Genomic DNA, 16,558 nt, shown 5'->3' with positions numbered 1-16,558 from the left:
GCCCGCGACGGCGCCGCGGTCAGGCGTGTCCACCGGGCACCTCGCCGTCGCCGTGGATCCGGCCCGTGGTCTCGGTCAGGGCGCGGCCGGAACCGCCCCAACGGAGCTGGATCAGCTCGGCGGCGATCGACACCGCCGTCTCCTCGGGCGTACGCGCGCCGAGGTCCAGCCCGATCGGCGAGCGCAGCCGGGCCAGCTCCGCCTCCGCGATACCGGCCTCGCGCAGCCGCCGGAGCCGGTCCTCGTGGGTGCGCCGCGACCCCATGGCCCCCACGTACGCCGCCGGAGTGCGCAGCGCCACCTCCAGCAGCGGGACGTCGAACTTGGGATCGTGGGTGAGGACGCAGATCACGGTCCGCTCGTCGACCACGGCGGTGGACAGGTAGTCGTGCGGCCACTTCACCACGACCTCGTCGGCCTCGGGGAACCGCCTCGACGTGGCGAAGACCGGCCGGGCGTCGCAGACCACCACGTGGTAGCCGAGGAACTTGCCGATCCTCGCGACGGCCGCGGCGAAGTCGATGGCCCCGAACACCAGCATGCGCGGGGACGGCGCGAACGACTGCACGAAGACCTGGAGGTCGTCCAGCCGCCGCTCGCCCTCGGGGCCGTACCTGCGGACCCCGGTGAGTCCCTGCGCGAGCATGCCGCGGGCGTCGTCGTCCACCGCGTCGTCGAGCCGGGAGGAGCCGAGCGTCCCCGAGGCGCGGTCGGCCCGGACGACGCGGCGCGCGCCGATCGGGCCCGGCCCGGAGACGATCGTCGCGACCGCGACCGGTTCGCGCCGCTCGATGGAGGCCGCGATCTCCCCCAGTTCGGGATAGGTCTCGCGCGAGACCGGTTCGACGAACACGTCGATGACGCCGCCGCAGGTCAGGCCGACGGAGAAGGCGTCGTCGTCGCTGACGCCGTATCGCTGGAGCACGGGTGTGCCGTCGCCGACGACCCGCTGGGCCAGGTCGTACACCGCGCCCTCGACGCAGCCGCCGGAGACGCTGCCCGCGGCCTCGTCGCCGAGCACGGCCATGGACGCGCCGGGCGGGCGCGGCGCGCTGCGGAACGTGTCGACCACCGTGGCCAGGCCGAACCGCTCATCCGCCTCCCACCACCGCATGATCTGGGACAGCACGTCACGCATCCGGCATTCCTCTCCCATCACCGGCCGGAATCCCATCACCGGCCCGAACCGCGTCGCCGGCAGCCCGCACCGCGTGGCCCCCTGGTCGCGATCCGCCCTCGCCGAGGAGGCGCGCGAGCTCCTCGTACGCCGCCAGGCTGTGCCCGGCGACGAAGTCCGTGATGTGCGGCAGCGCCGCCCGCATCCCGGCGGTCAGCGGCCGGTAGGCCGGATCCCCCTTGTGAGGGTTGACCCAGATCACCCGGTGGGCGAGCCGCGACAGCCGTTCCATCTGCCGTCCGAGCAGGCTCGCGTCGCCCCGCTCCCAGCCGTCGGAGGCGATCACCACGATCGCTCCCCGTACGTCGGAGAGCCGGAGCAGCTCCTTGAGCTCCTCCCCCAGCCGGGTGCCGCCGCTCCAGTCGGGAATCGCCGCGGAGACGGCGTCCATGGCGACGGCGGGGTCACGGTGGCGCAGCTCGGCGGTCACCCTGGTGAGGCGGGTGCCCACGCTGAACACCTCGGTGGCGCGCGGCTCGGCGCGGACGAGGGCGTGCGCGAAGCGCAGCAGCGTGTCGGCGTAGGCGGCCATCGAACCGCTCACGTCCACCAGCATGACGACCCGCCTGGGCTTCTCCTTGCGATCGCGGAAGCGCAGCCGGGCGGGCTCGCCGCCGCGGCGTACGGCCTCGCGCACGGTCCCTCGGCCGTCCAGCGCACCCCGGTGCGACGGCGCGCGGCGCCGCGACCTGCGCTGCTCGCGGGCGCTCCTGAGCATGCCGAGCAGCCGGGCCACCTCCCGGCGCTCGGCGGCGGTCATCCGGGCGACGTCCCGGTGGCGCAGCACCTCGATCTCGCTCGCCGTGGCCGCCGCCGCGTCCGCTTCGTGCCTCTCGTCCTGGTCCCCGGTGTCGCCCGGCCGCGCGACGAAACGGGTCACCGTCACGGCCGGCACGCGGTGGGCGGGGCCCGGCCGCTCGCCGCCGAAGTAGGCCGCGAAGCACCGGTCGTACCGGTCGAGGTCGTCGGGGCCCGAGCACAACGTGAGGCGTCCGGCCCAGTAGACGTCGCGCCGCTCGCGCACGTCGAGCTCGCGCAGCGCGGCGAGGAAGCCCTGGGTCCGCTGGTGGTCCGCCGCGACCCCGGCCGCGCGCAGCGTGCGGGCGAAGCCGGTCAGCGTCGACACGAGGGCGGCCCGGTCGTCGCCCGTCCCCCCACCGCGGAGCTCAGGCACGGCCGCCTCCGCCTCCCCCGCCGCCCGGGGACGCCGCGCCCAGCAGGCCGTCCCGCCATACGGTCTCCTGGTCCTCGCGGTACTTCAGCAGCGCGCCCAGGGTGACCGCGGCCAGGCCGGGGTCGAGCCGGGCGGCGCCGAGCGTGAGCAGGGCCTCCGTCCAGTCGAGCGTCTCGGCCACGCCGGGCGGCTTCACCAGGTCGGCCCGGCGCAGGCGTCCCGCCGCGTCGGCCACCTCGGCGGCGAGCTCCTCCGTACAGGCGGGCAGGCGCCGCAGCAGGATCGCGACCTCGCGCTCGAAGGCGGGGTGCTCGATCCAGTGATACAGGCAGCGCCGCTTGAGCGCCTCGTGCACCTCGCGGGTGCGGTTGGAGGTCACGACCACGACCGGGGGCGTCTCGGCCCTGATCGTGCCGAGCTCGGGCACGGAGATCGTGAAGTCGGACAGGACCTCCAGCAGGAACGCCTCGAACTCGTCGTCGGCGCGGTCGACCTCGTCCACCAGCAGCACGCACGGCCAGGTCTCCAGGGCACGCAGCAGCGGCCGGGCGACCAGGAACCGCCGGTCGTAGATCTCGCCCTCCAGCGCCCGGACGTCGGTGACGCCGGCCGCCTCGGCGGCCTTCAGGTGGAGCAGCTGGCGGGCGAAGTCCCAGTCGTAGAGCGCCTGGGCGGCGTCGAGCCCCTCATAGCACTGCAACCTGATGAGCGGGGCGTCCAAGATCGACGCGAGCGTCTTGGCCAGCTCGGTCTTGCCGACCCCCGCCTCTCCCTCCAGGAAGAGCGGGCGCCCCATCCGCAGCGCCAGGAACGCCGCCGTCGCCAGCCCCTCGTCGGCCAGGTAGTCGTGCTCCTCCAGGAGCGTGGCCAGCTTCGCGGGCGAGTCGATCTCCGCCGCCCTCCCGGTCAGCCGATCGATGCCTGCCGCCGTGCCGGCCACCGTGCCCGTCCGCGGGTTCGTCCTATGCGACACACAGTCAGGCTACGTCTCCCGCCCCTCGCACCGCTGTGGCCGATTTCGCCAAACAGGGGGCGGATTCCTATGAGTTCGCCGGTCGGATCCGACGATGGGTTCCTCGACATGAACCAGCCCGTGCGGCCCCCCGATCAGTCGCGGTCGGGGGCCTCGCCGTGGGCGTGGATGAGGGCGCGCAGCTCGGAGACCGCCTTCCGGGAGCGCGCCTTCTCCGCGCCCTGGATGCCCATCGCGCCGACGCTGTGGCCGTCGGCCAGGTCGAGCTTGGGCCAGGGGTCGCCCTCGACCAGGTTCACGTCGAGCACCTGCGCCCACTCGAAGCGGTGGGTGCGCAGCGCGTTGACGACCTTGATGCCCCGCTCGTCCGCCTCGACGCGGAGCCGGCCGAGCAGGTGCAGCACGGCCGCGACCGCGCAGCCGAAGAGCACCATGCCGATCCGGTCCGGAAGATGGAACTGCTCGGGCAGGATCACCGCGAGGATCACCGAGCCCACTACCATCACCGCGGCCATGGCGTACGCGATGACCCGGGCCTGCCGGGGACGCCAGATCACCGGCAGCGGGGGCGGCGGCACCTCAGCCATCATGTCGCACCACGCGATCGTCGACGTCGTGGCCGGTCGGAGGGATACCTGAGAACTTCTGCATGATCACCGAACTGCGTTGGTCGGACGGGTCGCATGCAAGCTAACAGGATCCCGCGGTGCTCCGGCCTTCGGGCCGGGGGTGAAGCGGACTCTCCCGCGTAATGGGGTCGCGGAGGAGGAGCGCGGTCTCCAGTGCCGCGACCGTGGCCTCGTACCCCTTGTCCTCGTGGCCGCCCGGCACGCCGGAGCGGTCGAGGGCCTGATCGAGCGTCTCGCAGGTGAGCACCCCGTTCCCGACCGGGGTGGACTCGTCCAGCGACACCCTGGTCAGACCGGCCGTCACCGAGTCGCAGACGTAGTCGAAGTGCGCGGTCTCGCCGCGGATCACCGCGCCCAGCGCCACCACCGCGTCGTGTTTGCGCGCGAGTGCCTGCGCCACGACGGGGATCTCCAGCGATCCGGCGACCCGGAGGACGGTCGCCTCCGCGCCGCAGTCCCGCGCCGCCTGCTCCGCACGTGCGACCAGCCGGTCGGTGATCTCCGCGTGCCAGCGGGCCGCCACGATGCCGACGGTCAGCCCGCGCGCCTCGACCGGCGCCGCCTGCGGACGCCCTTCGCCACTCATGCCTGCTCCTCCCTGGGGATGTCGTGGCCGAGCCGGTCGCGCTTGGCCGTGAGGTACTTCTCGTTGTACGGGTTGACCGCCACGGGCATGGGCTCGCGGCCGAGCACCTTGATGCCGTAGCCGTCCATGCCGCGCACCTTCGCGGGGTTGTTGGTCAGCAGCCGCACGGACTTCACGCCGAGGTCGGCGAGCATCTGGGACGCGTTGGAGAACTCCCGCGCGTCCACCGGCAGGCCGAGCTCCACGTTGGCGTCGACGGTGTCGCTCCCGTTGTCCTGCAGCCCGTACGCACGGAGCTTGGCGAGCAGGCCGATCCCCCGGCCCTCGTGCCCGCGCAGGTAGATCACGACGCCCCGGCCGTCCTTGGCGATGGCCTCCATGGCGTGGTCGAGCTGCACCCCGCAGTCGCATCGGAGCGAGCCGAGCACGTCACCGGTGAGGCATTCCGAATGCGCCCGCACCAGAACGTTCTCGCCGTCGTCCAGGTCGCCGTAGACGAGCGCGAGGTGCTCGCCGCCGTCCAGCGCGCTGGAGTAGCCGTAGGCCCGCCAGACGCCGTACCGGTTGGGGATGCGGGTCTCGGCGACCCTGGAGACCACACGCTCGGTCCGCTTCCGGTGGTCGATGAGCTGCTCGATGGACACGAGCGCGAGGTCGTGCTCGTCGGCGAACTCCCGCAGGGCGGGCAGCCGCTTCATGGTGCCGTCGTCGTTGACGACCTCGGCCAGGGCGCCCGAGGGGGCCAGCCCCGCCAGCCTGGCCAGGTCAACCGCCGCCTCGGTGTGGCCGGGGCGGACCAGCACGCCGCCCTCCCGGTACCGCAGCGGGAAGATGTGCCCGGGCCGGACCAGTTCGTACGGCTCGGTGGCCGAGTCGCAGAGGGTGCGAATCGTCCGCGCCCGGTCGGCGGCCGAGATCCCGGTGGTCACCCCGTCCCTGGCGTCCACGCTGATCGTGTACGCGGTGCGCAGGCGTTCCTTGTTCTCGTGGACCATCAGCGGCAGGCCGAGCCGGTCCAGCTCGCCGCCCTCCATGGCCACGCAGATCACGCCGCTGGTGTAGCGAATCATGAAGGCGACGAGCTCGGGCGTGGCCTTGGCGGCCGCGAAGATGATGTCGCCCTCGTTCTCGCGGTTCTCGTTGTCGACGACCACGACCGGCTTGCCCTCGCGGATGTCGGCGACGGCCCGCTCGATCGGGTCCAGGCGGATGGTCATGCTGTCACTGCCTCCAGCGTGCGGGACTGGCGCAGCCAGTCGCGGAACCCGATCAGAACCATGACGAAGAAGACGGCGTAGACCGCGCCGGAGACGACCAGTCCCGACCGGAACGCCAAGGGGACGCCGACCAGGTCGACGGCGACCCAGAGCAGCCAGAAGTCGACCAGCGCCCGTCCCTGCGCCCAGGTCGCCACCGCGCTGCCGACGAAGATGTACGCGTCCGGCCACGGAGCCCACGACACGTCCAGCCCGCGTGAGTTGAGGAACTGGAAGAGCAGGGCGACCACGACCGTCCCGGCGGCCAGCACGGCGAAAAGCGCCGCGCGCTCCCGCGGGGTGGCCGAGCGGATGGCCAGGGGAGCGCCGTCGCGGAGACGGCGCGACCAGCGGATCCAGCCGTAGATCGCGAGCACGCCGAACAGCGCCTGCTTCAGCGCGTTGCCCGTGATGTGGGCGCTGATCGAGGCCGCGAACAACAGCACCGCGCCGGCGAGCTGGACCGGCCAGGTCCAGATCGTCTTCCTGATCGCGAGCCACACGGTGGCCAGCGCGCACACGTTGCCCACCAGGTCGGCCCAGCGGACGTGCTGCCCGAGAACGGCGAACCCCGCCTCGGCCCAGTTCACGGCCGGGTCCCCAGACCGTGCGCGCCGATGAGCTTCTCAACGTATTTGGCGATGACGTCGACCTCGAGGTTGACCGGGTCGCCCGGCTGCTTGCGGCCGAGGGTGGTCAGCTCCAGCGTGGTCGGGATCAGGCTGACGGCGAAGCCCCCCGCGTCCACTCCCGCCACGGTCAGGCTGACGCCGTCCACCGCGATCGAGCCCTTCTCGACGACGTACCGGTCCAGCGCCGCCGGAAGCGAGATCCGTACGATCTCCCAGTGCTCGGCGGGCTCGCGGGAGAGCACCACACCGGTGCCGTCCACGTGCCCCTGCACGATGTGGCCGCCCAGCCGCTGGTCGGCGCGTACGGCGCGCTCCAGGTTGACCCGGGAGCCGGGCACCAGCACGCCGAGGCAGGAGCGGTCCAGGGTCTCCTTCATCACGTCGGCGGTGAACACGTCGCCCGCGACGTCGACGACGGTCAGGCAGACGCCGTTGACCGCGATGGACCCGCCATGGACGGCGTCGGCGGTGACGACCGTGCCACGCACCGACAGGCGGGCCGAGTCGGCCAGCGGCTCGACCGCGGTGATCTCGCCCAGTTCCTCGACGATTCCGGTGAACATCTCAGTTCTCCTTCGATGGTGCCGGCCGGGGGGACGCGGTGGCGCCCCCGGAGCCCTGGCGGCCTCCGGGGCGGAGCACGACCCGCAGGTCCGGCCCGATGGGGGTGACATCCTCGATTTCGAGGCGGTGGATCTCGCTGATCGTGGCGACTCCGGCCGGGCCGAGCGCCGCCGATCCCGCGCCCAGCAGCGCCGGGGCGAGATAGCCGACGACCCGGTCCACCAGGCCCTCCCTGACGAAGGACCCGGCGAGGCTCGGCCCGCCTTCCACCAGCACGCTGACGACCTGCCTGCGGTGCAGCTCGGCCAGCAGCGCGTGCAGGTCCAGTCCGTACGGCGTGCGCGGCAGCCGGACGACGTCGTGAAGGTGCGGCGGGACGTCGGCGTCGAGGGCCACCGCGACCAGGGTGGGCGCGTGGCCGGAGAGGACCCGGGCCGCGGCCGGCGTGCGCGCGCCGGAGTCGACGACGACGCGCAGCGGGAGGCGCTCCCGTGGCTTCTCTTCCTCGGGGGTTCTGGCGGTGAGCAGCGGGTCGTCGGCGAGGACGGTGCCGATCCCCGCGACGATCGCGTCGCACTCGGCCCGCAGGCGGTGGACATCGGCGCGGGCCTCGGGAGAGGTGATCCACTTGCTGGTGCCGTCCTCCGCCGCGGACCTGCCGTCCAGGGTGGCCGCGAACTTCCAGGTCACGTACGGCCGGCGGGCTCGGACGGAGGTGAGCCAGGCCGCGTTGACCCGCTCGGCCTCCTCGGTCAGCACGCCGACGTCGACCTGGACGCCGCGTTCCCTGAGCCGTTCGACGCCTCCGGCGGCCATCGGGTTGGGGTCGGCGACGGCGATCACGACCCGGGCGACGCCCGCGTCGAGGAGCGCCTCGGCGCAGGGGCCCGTCCTACCGGTGTGGTTGCAGGGTTCCAGCGTCACGTACGCCGTGCCGCCCTTGGCCCGCTCCCCGGCCTCGCGCAGTGCGACGACCTCGGCGTGCGGTCCTCCGGCGTAGGCGTGGAAGCCCTCCCCCGCGACGGCTGCGGCGGCGTCGAGGACGACGCAGCCGACCACGGGGTTGGGGCTGGTGGTGCCGAGGCCGCGGGCCGCGAGCGCGATGGCGCGCCGCATGTGCGGGACGTCTCGGGGGTCCGCGGGGTCCGTGGGATCCCTGGGATCCGTGGGAATGGCCTCACCGGCACGTGCGGGGATCTGCTCGCTCACCCCGGTCATTCCTCCTCGCCTGTGTCGCCAGGCGGGCCCCGGGGTGGGATGGATGCGGCCATGCGGCCACATCGACGGGTGACGACGCCGCCGACCTGTCCGGCCATGCCGGACCGGCCGTGAAACGGCCCTGCCACCCGTTCGCGCGCTTCCTCCCATCCGGACTATGACCGTCGGTCCTGGAATCACACCAGGTCCACCGGCCGATGGCTTCGGCCGGGTCGCGGACTTCACCGCGTTCCCGTGAGGAAACGGATGTCACCGCCGGTTCGGAATTTCACCGACCCCGGAGCACGCTTTGCTCTCTGTTGTTCAGTGGTCGCGCGCCCGATGCCGGGTTCGCTCCCGCTATCAGTGTGCCATGGCCTGGCAAACCGCTCCCAACCCACCCCCCAAGGGCGTCCTGGTCAGGTGCGGGCCTCGCCGTACGCGGCCGTGACCTCCCTCGCCCGCAGCGCGGAGGGCGAGTAGCGCACCTGGGCGGGCACCAGGCCGAGGCCCAGGTGCAGCGTCTTGAGCGTGGCGCTCGCCCACAGGTCGCCGAGCGGCGTGGCGGGCAGGCCGTACAGGCGGCGGGCCCAGCGCGGCAGCGAGGCGAAGGCCAGCATCATGATCGCGGGGAACGCGGGCTTGAGCGGGGCGAGGCGCAGCGGCAGCGGCGCGTTGAGCGAGAGCCGCAGCGGATGCGACGCCTCGGGAACGAAGTAGAGGCCGGGCCGCTGCGCCTCCACGTAGTCACGCAGCTCGGCGACGGACCCCGGCACGTCGCCTGGGCGCAGCCCCACGACCTCGGCCGCGCGCCGCCACTCGGCCACGAACCGGTCGGCGTCGGCGTCGCTCAGCGGGACGCCCGCCCGGCGGGCCACCGACAGGTAGGAGTCGACCTCGCCCACGTGGACCCAGCGGAGCGCGTCCGGGTCGTCGAGCCGGAACCGCTCGCCTCGGTCGGGGTCGAACGCCGTCAGGGCGGCGTGGATCCGCCGCACCCTGGCTCCGGCCCTGGCCACCTCGGCGGTGGTGCCGAACGTCCGGACGCGCACGAAGTCGGTGGTCCGCTGGAACCGGGCCCACGCCTCGGCCGCGTCGAGGAGCGCGGAGTTCTGCAGCACACCGCGCATCGCGCGCGGGTGTAGCCCCTGCAGCAGCAGCGCCCGGAACCCGCCGATGAGGAGGATCGGCTCGCCCATCACCCGCCAGGTCACCGAACCCGGCCCGAAGAGCCCGTGGTCCGCGCTCTTGCCAGGGCCCTTGCCGGTGCCGCCGCCCGTGCCTTCGCGCGCGCTCGTGGCGCCGTCCGTGCCGCCCGTGCCTTTGCGCGCGCTCGTGGCGCCGTCCGTGCCGCCCATGCCGGCCTCCCACCACCGCGCCGAGAACGGGCCGCGGGCCCGGTACGGCCACCGGCCCGTGATCGGCCTCCGATAGCTACCCCGGTCAGGTGACGGCGACACACGCCCTGACCGGACATCTCATGCCACACAGCACAATGTCTTGATTCTGTGCTGATCCCGTCACCGTTCCACGATCTATGGTGATCAGGTTGTCACATATTTGGACAAGTCATTACAGATCGTCGTAATCCTGACATCAGATCGGCAACGTCTGTTCTCCTGCTCTTCCTCCGGGATTCCAAATGGTGCTAGTTATCCCGGAAGAGTTGTGACAGGTCATGCCAATGAGGAGAATTTTCGTGTCATACGCACGGAGGACCGGTAGGTTCCTCGCGGCCGCCACCGGAGCGGCGATCCTGCTGACCGCCTGCGGCACCGGCGAGGAGAAGCCCGCGGCCAAGGACTCCGGGTCTGCGAGCAGCGCCCCGGCCGCCGACGCCACCGTCATCCACGCCCACGAGCAGGAGCCGAACTCCTACAACGGCTTCACCGCCGAGGAGTACTCCTCGCAGAACCACATCGTGTTCAACACCCGGGTCCTGCAGGACGTCTGGGGCTACAGCACCGACGGCGGCGTGGCCCGCAACACCGAGGTCGCCACCTACGAGAAGGTCTCCGACGACCCGCTGACGGTCAAGTACACCTTCAACCCGAAGGCCGTCTGGTCCGACGGCGCCGACCTCGGCTGCGCCGACGTGATGCTCACGTGGGCGACCGGCTCGGGCAAGTTCACGGACTTCTCCTACATCAGCACCGAGCAGTGGGGCCTGGTCGAGCTGCCCGACTGCAAGGTCGGCGACAAGGAGATCACGCTCAAGTACAAGTCGCCGTTCGTCGACTGGGAAGCCCTCGATGTCGTGACCATGCCGGCGCACATCGTCGCCGAGCAGGGCGGACTCACCGTCGAGGAGATGGTCGACGCCATCAAGGGCGGCGACAAGGCCAAGCTGAAGAAGGCCGCCGAGTTCTACAACAAGGGCTGGCTGTTCAACGGCAAGCTGCCGGACAAGAAGCTGATGCCCGCGAGCGGTCCGTTCATCATCGACTCCTACTCCCCCGGCCAGTCCATCACCCTGGCCAGGAACGAGAAGTACTGGGGCGAGCCGGCCAAGTCGGCCAAGGTCACCATCCGCTTCATCCCGCAGGACGAGCAGGTCCAGGCGCTGCAGAACGGTGAGACCAACATCATCGAGCCGCAGTCGAACCCGGACATCGTCGCCCAGCTCGAGGGCCTGAACGGCGTCACGGTCAAGACGGGTGACCAGTTCCTCTACGACCACCTGGACTTCAACTTCAACAAGGGCCCGTTCAAGGACGCCAACCTGCGCAAGGCGTTCGCGCTCTGCGTGCCGCGTCAGCAGATCGTCGACAACCTGATCAAGCCGCAGAACCCCGAGGCCAAGACGCTGGACACGCGCAACGTCGTCGGGTTCCAGTCGCAGTACGCCGACACGGTCGCCTTCGCGGGCGGCGACAAGTGGGGCACCGTCGACATCGAGGGCGCCAAGAAGCTGCTCACCGACGCCGGCAAGTCCAAGCTGAAGGTCCGGATCGGCTACAACCAGCCGAACCCGCGCCGCACCCAGGTCGTCGAGCTGATCAAGGCCTCGTGTGACCAGGCCGGCTTCGACATCGTCGACACCGGCAGCGAGAAGTTCTTCGCCGACGGCGGCGACCTCGCCAACGGCAACTTCGACGTGGCGCTCTTCGGCTGGGCGGGCTCGGCCCTCAACAGCGGCTGGACCTCCACCTACCACACCGTCGAGAAGTGCACCCCGTCCGGCAAGGGCAACAACAAGGGCTGCTACTCCAACAAGGAGCTCGACAAGGTCCTCGAGCAGATCCTCGGAGAGACCGACCCCGCCAAGACGATCGAGCTCGTCAAGCAGGTCGAGAAGACCCTCTGGGACGACCTGGCCACCATCCCGCTCTACACGCAGCCGGCGCTGACGGCCTGGAGCGAGACCGTCCAGAACGTCGTGCCGAACGCCTCCCAGGCCTCCGTCACCTGGAACATGCACGAGTGGTCCATGCAGTAATCCCGAAGACAAGCCGGGAGACCGTCTGACGACCTCGGGGCCGGGTGTCCGCCCGGCCCCGTCCGGCGCCTGACGGCACTCTCACATCTCATGAACACGGGGCCGCCGCGTTCCGCCTCACCCCAGGCGGGCGCGGCGGCGCCCGGCCTACCGGGTCCGCGCCCCGACACCCCTCTATGGCCGGCCCGTCACCGTAGGAGGTCGGGGGGAATGCTCGCATTCATCGCGCGGCGGCTGGCCATATCAAGCCTCGTCTTGCTCGCCGCGACTTTCATCATGTTCGTCCTGGTCGCCCTGTCGGGGGACCCGCTCGGCGACCTGCGTGAGCAGTCGACTCCGCAGGCGCAGGCGCAGATGGCGGCCCGTATCAAGGCCCTGAGACTCGACGTGCCGATCCCGGTGCGCTATTTCGGCTGGCTCGGCGACCTCTTCCGAGGCGACCTCGGCGTCGACAAGAGCGGCCACGCCGTGAGCTCCCAGCTCGCCCTGGCCACCACCGCCACCATGCAGCTCGTCATCGTGGCGACCCTGCTGGGTGCCTTCATCGGCATCACGATCGGTGTCGTCTCCGCACTGCGGCAGTACAGCAGCTTCGACCATGGGATCACCTTCGCAGCCTTCGTCTGCTTCTCGCTACCGGTTTTCTGGGTGGCGACCATGCTCAAGCAGTACCTGGCGATCGAGTTCAACGACTGGCTGCGCGATCCGGTGATCCCGCTCTGGGTCATCGGGCTCGTCGCCGTGTTCGCCGGGCTGGTCTGGGCCTCGATCTACAAGGGCCGGTGGAAGGGGAAGCTCACCACCTTCGGCATCGGGTTCGCCGTCACCGCCGTCGTCCTGTACGCCCTGTCCGCGAGCCACTGGTTCGCCGACCCCGGTCTCGGCTTCCCCTTCGTCCTCGTGGTGTCGCTCGCCGCCGCGGCGGGCGCGAGCGCGCTGATCGCCGGCTGGGAGAACCTCCAGCCGATGTACGCGGCGCTGGCCAGCGCCGGTGTGGGCGCGCTGCTGTACTACCCGCTGCAGCAGGTGCTCTCCGACGCGAACCTGCTCTCCATCCTGGGGCTCGCCCTCCTCACGATCGTCGTGAGCTGGGCGCTCGGCCACACGCTGGGCGGGCTGCTGCGCCGCCAGGCCATCCCGTTGGCCGTCTTCAGCGGGCTGCTCACCGGCGGCCTGATCTTCGTGGACCGGATCCTGCAGGCGTGGCACAGCTACACCGTCTCGGTGCGCAACCGCCCCATCGCCACGATCGGCTCGGAGACCCCCAACTACTCGGGTGACTTCTGGCACGTCTCGCTGGACTCGGCGATGCACCTGCTGCTGCCCACGTTGGCGCTCATCCTGATCGGCCTGGCCGGCCACTCCCGGTACAGCAGGGCCAGCATGCTCGAGGTGATGAACCAGGACTACGTCCGCACCGCGCGCGCGAAGGGCCTGCCGGAGCGCACGGTGATCGTCAAGCACGCCTTCCGCAACGGGATGATCCCGATCACCACGATCGTCGCGCTCGACTTCGCCGGGGTCTTCAGCGGGGCGGTCGTCACCGAGCACGTCTTCGGCTGGCGGGGACTGGGCGCGATGTTCACCAAGTCGCTCAGGGAGGTCGACCCCACCCCGGTCATGGGCTGCTTCCTGGTCGCGGGCGCCGCCATCGTGATCTGGAACATGATCGCGGACATCGCCTACGCCTACCTCGACCCGCGTATCCGGCTGTCGTGACGGAGCGGAGACACATTCCATGACACTGAACACAGAGCAGGTCGAGCCCGCCGAGCCCAACGTCGGCACGCAGGGCATGACCGTCACCGCCCGCACCCAGCGCCAGCTCGTCACCCGCAGGTTCTTCCGGCACAAGGGCGCGCTGTTCGGCCTGGTCCTCTTCGTCTTCGTCTTCGTCCTCGCCTTCTCCTCGATCGGCTTCGGGCCGATCCCGGGCTGGTGGGACAAGCCGTGGACCGGCAGCGGAACCCTCCTGGACCGCGGACGCCCCACGCTCAGCGTGATCCCCGAGTTCCTCGGCGGCTCGGGCATCCACCTCGGCGAGCACCCGTTCGGCCAGGACAACCTGGGCAAGGACTACTTCGCGCTCACCATGCGCGGCGCGCAGATCTCGATCATCGTGGCGCTGACCATCGGCCTCGTCTCCACCGTCGTGGGCACCGTCATCGGCGCCCTGGCCGGCTATTTCCGCGGCTGGGTCGAGTCGGTGCTGATGCGGCTCACGGACGTGATGATCACCATTCCGGTCCTCATCATCGGCGCCGTGGTCGGCCAGATGGCGGGCAACCTCGGCCCCTACTTCCTGGCCCTGATGCTCGGCGTCATCACCTGGACCAGCGTCGCCCGCCTGGTACGCGGCCAGTTCCTGTCGCTGCGGGAGAAGGAGTTCGTGGAGGCGGCGCAGGCCGTGGGCACGTCCGCCAAGCGGATCATCTTCAAGCACATCCTGCCCAACACGCTCGGCGTGATCATCGTGAGCGCGACGCTCGCGGTCTCCTCCGGCATCCTGCTGGAGACGGCGCTGTCGTTCATCGGATTCGGTGTCAAGCCCCCGGACACCTCGCTTGGACAGCTCATCGAGACCTACCGCAGCGCCATGGTGACCCGGCCGTGGCTCTTCTGGTGGCCCGGCATCTTCATCATCGCCATCGCGCTGTCGGTCAACTTCATCGGCGACGGCCTGCGCGACGCCTTCGATCCTCGACAGAACCGGGTGCGCAACTGATGACGACCACCAACCCGCAGGGTGTCCACATCGGCAGGCGCCTGTCGGATTCCAGGCGCCCGGGCGAGACCGAGATCCTGAAGGTCGAGAACCTCCAGGTCTCCTTCCCCACCGACGACGGCCTCGTGCAGGCCGTACGCGGGGTGTCCTACACGGTGCGCGAGCGCGAGGTGCTCGGCATCGTCGGCGAGTCCGGCTCCGGCAAGTCGGTCTCGTCGATGGCGGTCATGGGCCTGCTGCCCAAGAGCGCCAGGATCAGCGGCAGCATCCGCTACCGGGGCGAGGACGTCCTGACCATGAGCGAGCGCAAGCGCCGCGGGCTGCGCGGACGCAAGATCGCGATGGTGTTCCAGGACCCGATGACCGCGCTCAACCCGGTGCACACCATCGGCGACCAGCTCGCCGAGGCGGTGCTGGCCCATGAGCTGATCCCGCGCAAGGACGCGCTGGCCCGCGCCAAGGAGATGCTCGACCTGGTGGGCATCCCCCAGGCCGAGGCCCGGCTGCGCAGCTACCCGCACGAGTTCTCCGGCGGCATGCGGCAGCGCGCGATGATCGCCATGGCGATCATCAACAACCCGGATGTGATCATCGCCGACGAGCCGACCACGGCCCTCGACGTGACCGTCCAGGCCCAGATCCTGGAGAAGCTGCTGGAGGTCAAGGACGCGGTGGACGCCGCGATCGTGCTCATCACGCACGATCTGGGGGTCATCGCCGGAATGGCCCACCGCGTCCTGGTGATGTACGCCGGTAAGCCGGTGGAGATCGGCGAGGTCGACCAGGTCTTCACCCGGCCCCGCATGCCGTACACCGTGGGCCTGCTCGGGTCGATCCCGTCCGCGGCCGTCTCCGGCGAGCGGCTGCAGCCGATCAAGGGCACGCCGCCCTCGTTGATCAACCTGCCGCCGGGCTGTCCGTTCTCCCCGCGCTGCCCGCTCGCCGACGACCGGTGCCGTACGGCGGAGCCGGCCATGGAGGAGACCGGCAGCGGCACGCAGCAGGCCGCCTGCCATCACTGGTCACGACTGGCCGACGTCACAGACCCGACCGCGTTCTTCCGCACGAACAGCGAGACCTCATGACCGAGAACACGCCCCTGTTGGAGGTCAACGACCTGGTGATGCGCTTCCCCGTCAGGGGGACCGGCCTCATCCGCCGGGTCGTCGGCCACGTCCAGGCCGTCAGCGGCGTCTCCCTGCACGTGGACACGGGCGAGACGCTCGGAGTCGTCGGCGAGTCCGGCTGCGGCAAGTCCACGACGGGCCGGGCCATCCTGCAGCTGCACCGGCCCACCTCGGGCTCCGTGCGGTTCGACGGCAAGGAACTGACCACGATGACCGCCCGGCAGATGCAGGCTGTACGGCGGGACGTCCAGATCGTCTTCCAGGACCCCTACGCGTCGCTCAACCCGACGATGCCGGTCAACGACATCATCGCCGAGCCGCTCAAGGTCCACGGCCTGTGGAGGTCCACGGGGCCGGAGAAGGTCGCCGAGCTGCTCCGCATGGTCGGGCTGAGCCCCGAGCACGGCAACCGCTACCCGCACGAGTTCTCCGGCGGCCAGCGCCAGCGCGTCGGCATCGCCCGGGCGCTGGCGTTGGAGCCGAAGCTGCTGATCCTCGACGAGCCGGTCTCCGCGCTGGACGTCTCGGTCCAGGCCGGCGTGGTGAACCTGCTCGAGGACCTGCAGGACAGCCTCGGCCTCGCGTACGTGTTCATCGCGCACGACCTGTCGGTGGTCCGGCACATCTCCGACCGGGTCGCGGTGATGTACCTGGGCAAGATCGTGGAGACCGCCTCCCGTGACGATCTCTACGAGCGACCGATGCATCCCTACGCCCAGGCCCTCCTCTCGGCCGCCCCCGTGGCCGATCCGGCGGTCGAGCGGCGCAGGGAGCGGATCATCCTCACCGGTGACGTGCCGAGCCCCATCGACCCGCCGAGCGGCTGCCGGTTCCGCACCCGCTGCTGGAAGGCGCAGAGCATCTGCATCAACGAGGAACCCCCGCTGACCGACCGCGGCGACGGCCACCACGTGGCCTGCCACTTCGCCGAGATCAGCACGGCCGTCGGCTAGCCGTCCGCCGATCTCGGGCCCCCGGCCGCTTCCCCCCGGCCGGGGGCCCGTTCCGTCCGCGCTCGGCGAGGGCGGCGAGCGGTTCCCGGCACGGAGCCGGTGACCGGACCGCACCCGGACCGCACC

Annotated in this window: 15 protein-coding genes and 1 riboswitch; of the genes, 5 read left to right on the top strand and 10 right to left on the bottom strand. The window is 71.0% G+C overall.

Annotated features, from left to right (window positions below):
- Positions 1-19: 19 nt before the first annotated feature.
- From QSK17_RS06760 to QSK17_RS06715, 10 genes are all read right to left on the bottom strand, one after another.
- On the bottom strand, positions 20-1,138 hold the full coding sequence (locus QSK17_RS06760) for an XdhC family protein (protein WP_285703576.1): 1,119 nt from the start codon (positions 1,136-1,138) through the stop codon (positions 20-22).
- A complete protein-coding gene (locus tag QSK17_RS06755) occupies positions 1,131-2,351 on the bottom strand; it encodes a vWA domain-containing protein (protein ID WP_285703575.1) in 1,221 nt (406 codons plus the stop codon). Before QSK17_RS06755 ends, QSK17_RS06760 begins: the two co-directional genes overlap by 8 nt.
- Positions 2,344-3,240: an AAA family ATPase gene (locus QSK17_RS06750; RefSeq protein WP_285703720.1), complete on the bottom strand. Its 897-nt coding sequence runs from the start codon at positions 3,238-3,240 to the stop codon at positions 2,344-2,346. The genes QSK17_RS06755 and QSK17_RS06750 overlap by 8 nt, the downstream gene beginning before the upstream one ends.
- A gap of 218 nt (positions 3,241-3,458) precedes the next feature.
- Positions 3,459-3,911, bottom strand: a complete 453-nt coding sequence (locus tag QSK17_RS06745; protein WP_285703574.1) for a PH domain-containing protein — start codon at positions 3,909-3,911, stop codon at positions 3,459-3,461.
- 103 nt (positions 3,912-4,014) lie between these two features.
- The gene (gene ribH / locus QSK17_RS06740; RefSeq protein WP_285703573.1) at positions 4,015-4,539 is read right to left on the bottom strand and encodes a 6,7-dimethyl-8-ribityllumazine synthase; all 525 of its coding nucleotides are present in this window, start codon (positions 4,537-4,539) and stop codon (positions 4,015-4,017) included.
- Positions 4,536-5,756, bottom strand: a complete 1,221-nt coding sequence (locus tag QSK17_RS06735; RefSeq protein WP_285703572.1) for a bifunctional 3,4-dihydroxy-2-butanone-4-phosphate synthase/GTP cyclohydrolase II — start codon at positions 5,754-5,756, stop codon at positions 4,536-4,538. Before QSK17_RS06735 ends, ribH begins: the two co-directional genes overlap by 4 nt.
- Entirely contained in the window at positions 5,753-6,385 is a 633-nt protein-coding gene (gene pnuC / locus QSK17_RS06730) for a nicotinamide riboside transporter PnuC (protein ID WP_285703571.1), read from the bottom strand. The genes QSK17_RS06735 and pnuC overlap by 4 nt, the downstream gene beginning before the upstream one ends.
- Complete coding sequence (locus QSK17_RS06725) at positions 6,382-6,990, bottom strand: riboflavin synthase (RefSeq protein ID WP_285703570.1); 609 nt, start codon at positions 6,988-6,990, stop codon at positions 6,382-6,384. Before QSK17_RS06725 ends, pnuC begins: the two co-directional genes overlap by 4 nt.
- Position 6,991: 1 nt before the next feature.
- The gene (ribD, locus tag QSK17_RS06720; protein WP_285703569.1) at positions 6,992-8,200 is read right to left on the bottom strand and encodes a bifunctional diaminohydroxyphosphoribosylaminopyrimidine deaminase/5-amino-6-(5-phosphoribosylamino)uracil reductase RibD; all 1,209 of its coding nucleotides are present in this window, start codon (positions 8,198-8,200) and stop codon (positions 6,992-6,994) included.
- 141 nt (positions 8,201-8,341) lie between these two features.
- A riboswitch (FMN riboswitch) is annotated at positions 8,342-8,499 on the bottom strand.
- Positions 8,500-8,607: 108 nt separating this feature from the next.
- A complete protein-coding gene (locus tag QSK17_RS06715) occupies positions 8,608-9,546 on the bottom strand; it encodes an oxygenase MpaB family protein (protein WP_285703568.1) in 939 nt (312 codons plus the stop codon).
- A gap of 341 nt (positions 9,547-9,887) precedes the next feature.
- Here QSK17_RS06715 and QSK17_RS06710 point away from each other — a divergent pair, with 341 nt between their 5' ends.
- From QSK17_RS06710 to QSK17_RS36085, 5 genes are all read left to right on the top strand, one after another.
- Entirely contained in the window at positions 9,888-11,627 is a 1,740-nt protein-coding gene (locus tag QSK17_RS06710) for an ABC transporter family substrate-binding protein (RefSeq protein WP_285703567.1), read from the top strand.
- Between the two features lie 210 nt (positions 11,628-11,837).
- Positions 11,838-13,346, top strand: a complete 1,509-nt coding sequence (locus QSK17_RS06705) for an ABC transporter permease (RefSeq protein WP_285703566.1) — start codon at positions 11,838-11,840, stop codon at positions 13,344-13,346.
- A gap of 19 nt (positions 13,347-13,365) precedes the next feature.
- Positions 13,366-14,352, top strand: a complete 987-nt coding sequence (locus QSK17_RS06700; RefSeq protein WP_285703565.1) for an ABC transporter permease — start codon at positions 13,366-13,368, stop codon at positions 14,350-14,352.
- Positions 14,352-15,437 (top strand): ABC transporter ATP-binding protein, encoded by a 1,086-nt coding sequence (locus tag QSK17_RS36090; protein WP_352231773.1) that lies wholly within the window; start codon positions 14,352-14,354, stop codon positions 15,435-15,437. The genes QSK17_RS06700 and QSK17_RS36090 overlap by 1 nt, the downstream gene beginning before the upstream one ends.
- On the top strand, positions 15,434-16,432 hold the full coding sequence (locus QSK17_RS36085) for an ABC transporter ATP-binding protein (protein ID WP_352231772.1): 999 nt from the start codon (positions 15,434-15,436) through the stop codon (positions 16,430-16,432). Before QSK17_RS36090 ends, QSK17_RS36085 begins: the two co-directional genes overlap by 4 nt.
- Positions 16,433-16,558 lie beyond the last annotated feature (126 nt).

This window comes from Microtetraspora sp. NBRC 16547, from assembly GCF_030268965.1.
Classification (GTDB): domain Bacteria; phylum Actinomycetota; class Actinomycetes; order Streptosporangiales; family Streptosporangiaceae; genus Microtetraspora.
The sequence above is the reverse complement of the archived record's forward strand: the minus strand, read 5'-3'. Positions and strand labels throughout refer to the sequence as shown.

Bases quoted from the DNA above. Each gene is read 5' to 3' on its own strand.
- QSK17_RS06725 (WP_285703570.1), bottom strand. From the start codon at position 6,990: ATGTTCACCGGAATCGTCGAGGAACTGGGCGAGATCACCGCGGTCGAG.
- QSK17_RS06705 (WP_285703566.1), top strand. From the start codon at position 11,838: ATGCTCGCATTCATCGCGCGGCGGCTGGCCATATCAAGCCTCGTCTTG.
- QSK17_RS06760 (WP_285703576.1), bottom strand. From the start codon at position 1,138: ATGCGTGACGTGCTGTCCCAGATCATGCGGTGGTGGGAGGCGGATGAG.
- ribH (WP_285703573.1), bottom strand. From the start codon at position 4,539: ATGAGTGGCGAAGGGCGTCCGCAGGCGGCGCCGGTCGAGGCGCGCGGG.
- QSK17_RS06715 (WP_285703568.1), bottom strand. From the start codon at position 9,546: ATGGGCGGCACGGACGGCGCCACGAGCGCGCGCAAAGGCACGGGCGGC.
- QSK17_RS06700 (WP_285703565.1), top strand. From the start codon at position 13,366: ATGACACTGAACACAGAGCAGGTCGAGCCCGCCGAGCCCAACGTCGGC.
- QSK17_RS36090 (WP_352231773.1), top strand. From the start codon at position 14,352: ATGACGACCACCAACCCGCAGGGTGTCCACATCGGCAGGCGCCTGTCG.
- QSK17_RS06735 (WP_285703572.1), bottom strand. From the start codon at position 5,756: ATGACCATCCGCCTGGACCCGATCGAGCGGGCCGTCGCCGACATCCGC.
- QSK17_RS06745 (WP_285703574.1), bottom strand. From the start codon at position 3,911: ATGGCTGAGGTGCCGCCGCCCCCGCTGCCGGTGATCTGGCGTCCCCGG.
- QSK17_RS36085 (WP_352231772.1), top strand. From the start codon at position 15,434: ATGACCGAGAACACGCCCCTGTTGGAGGTCAACGACCTGGTGATGCGC.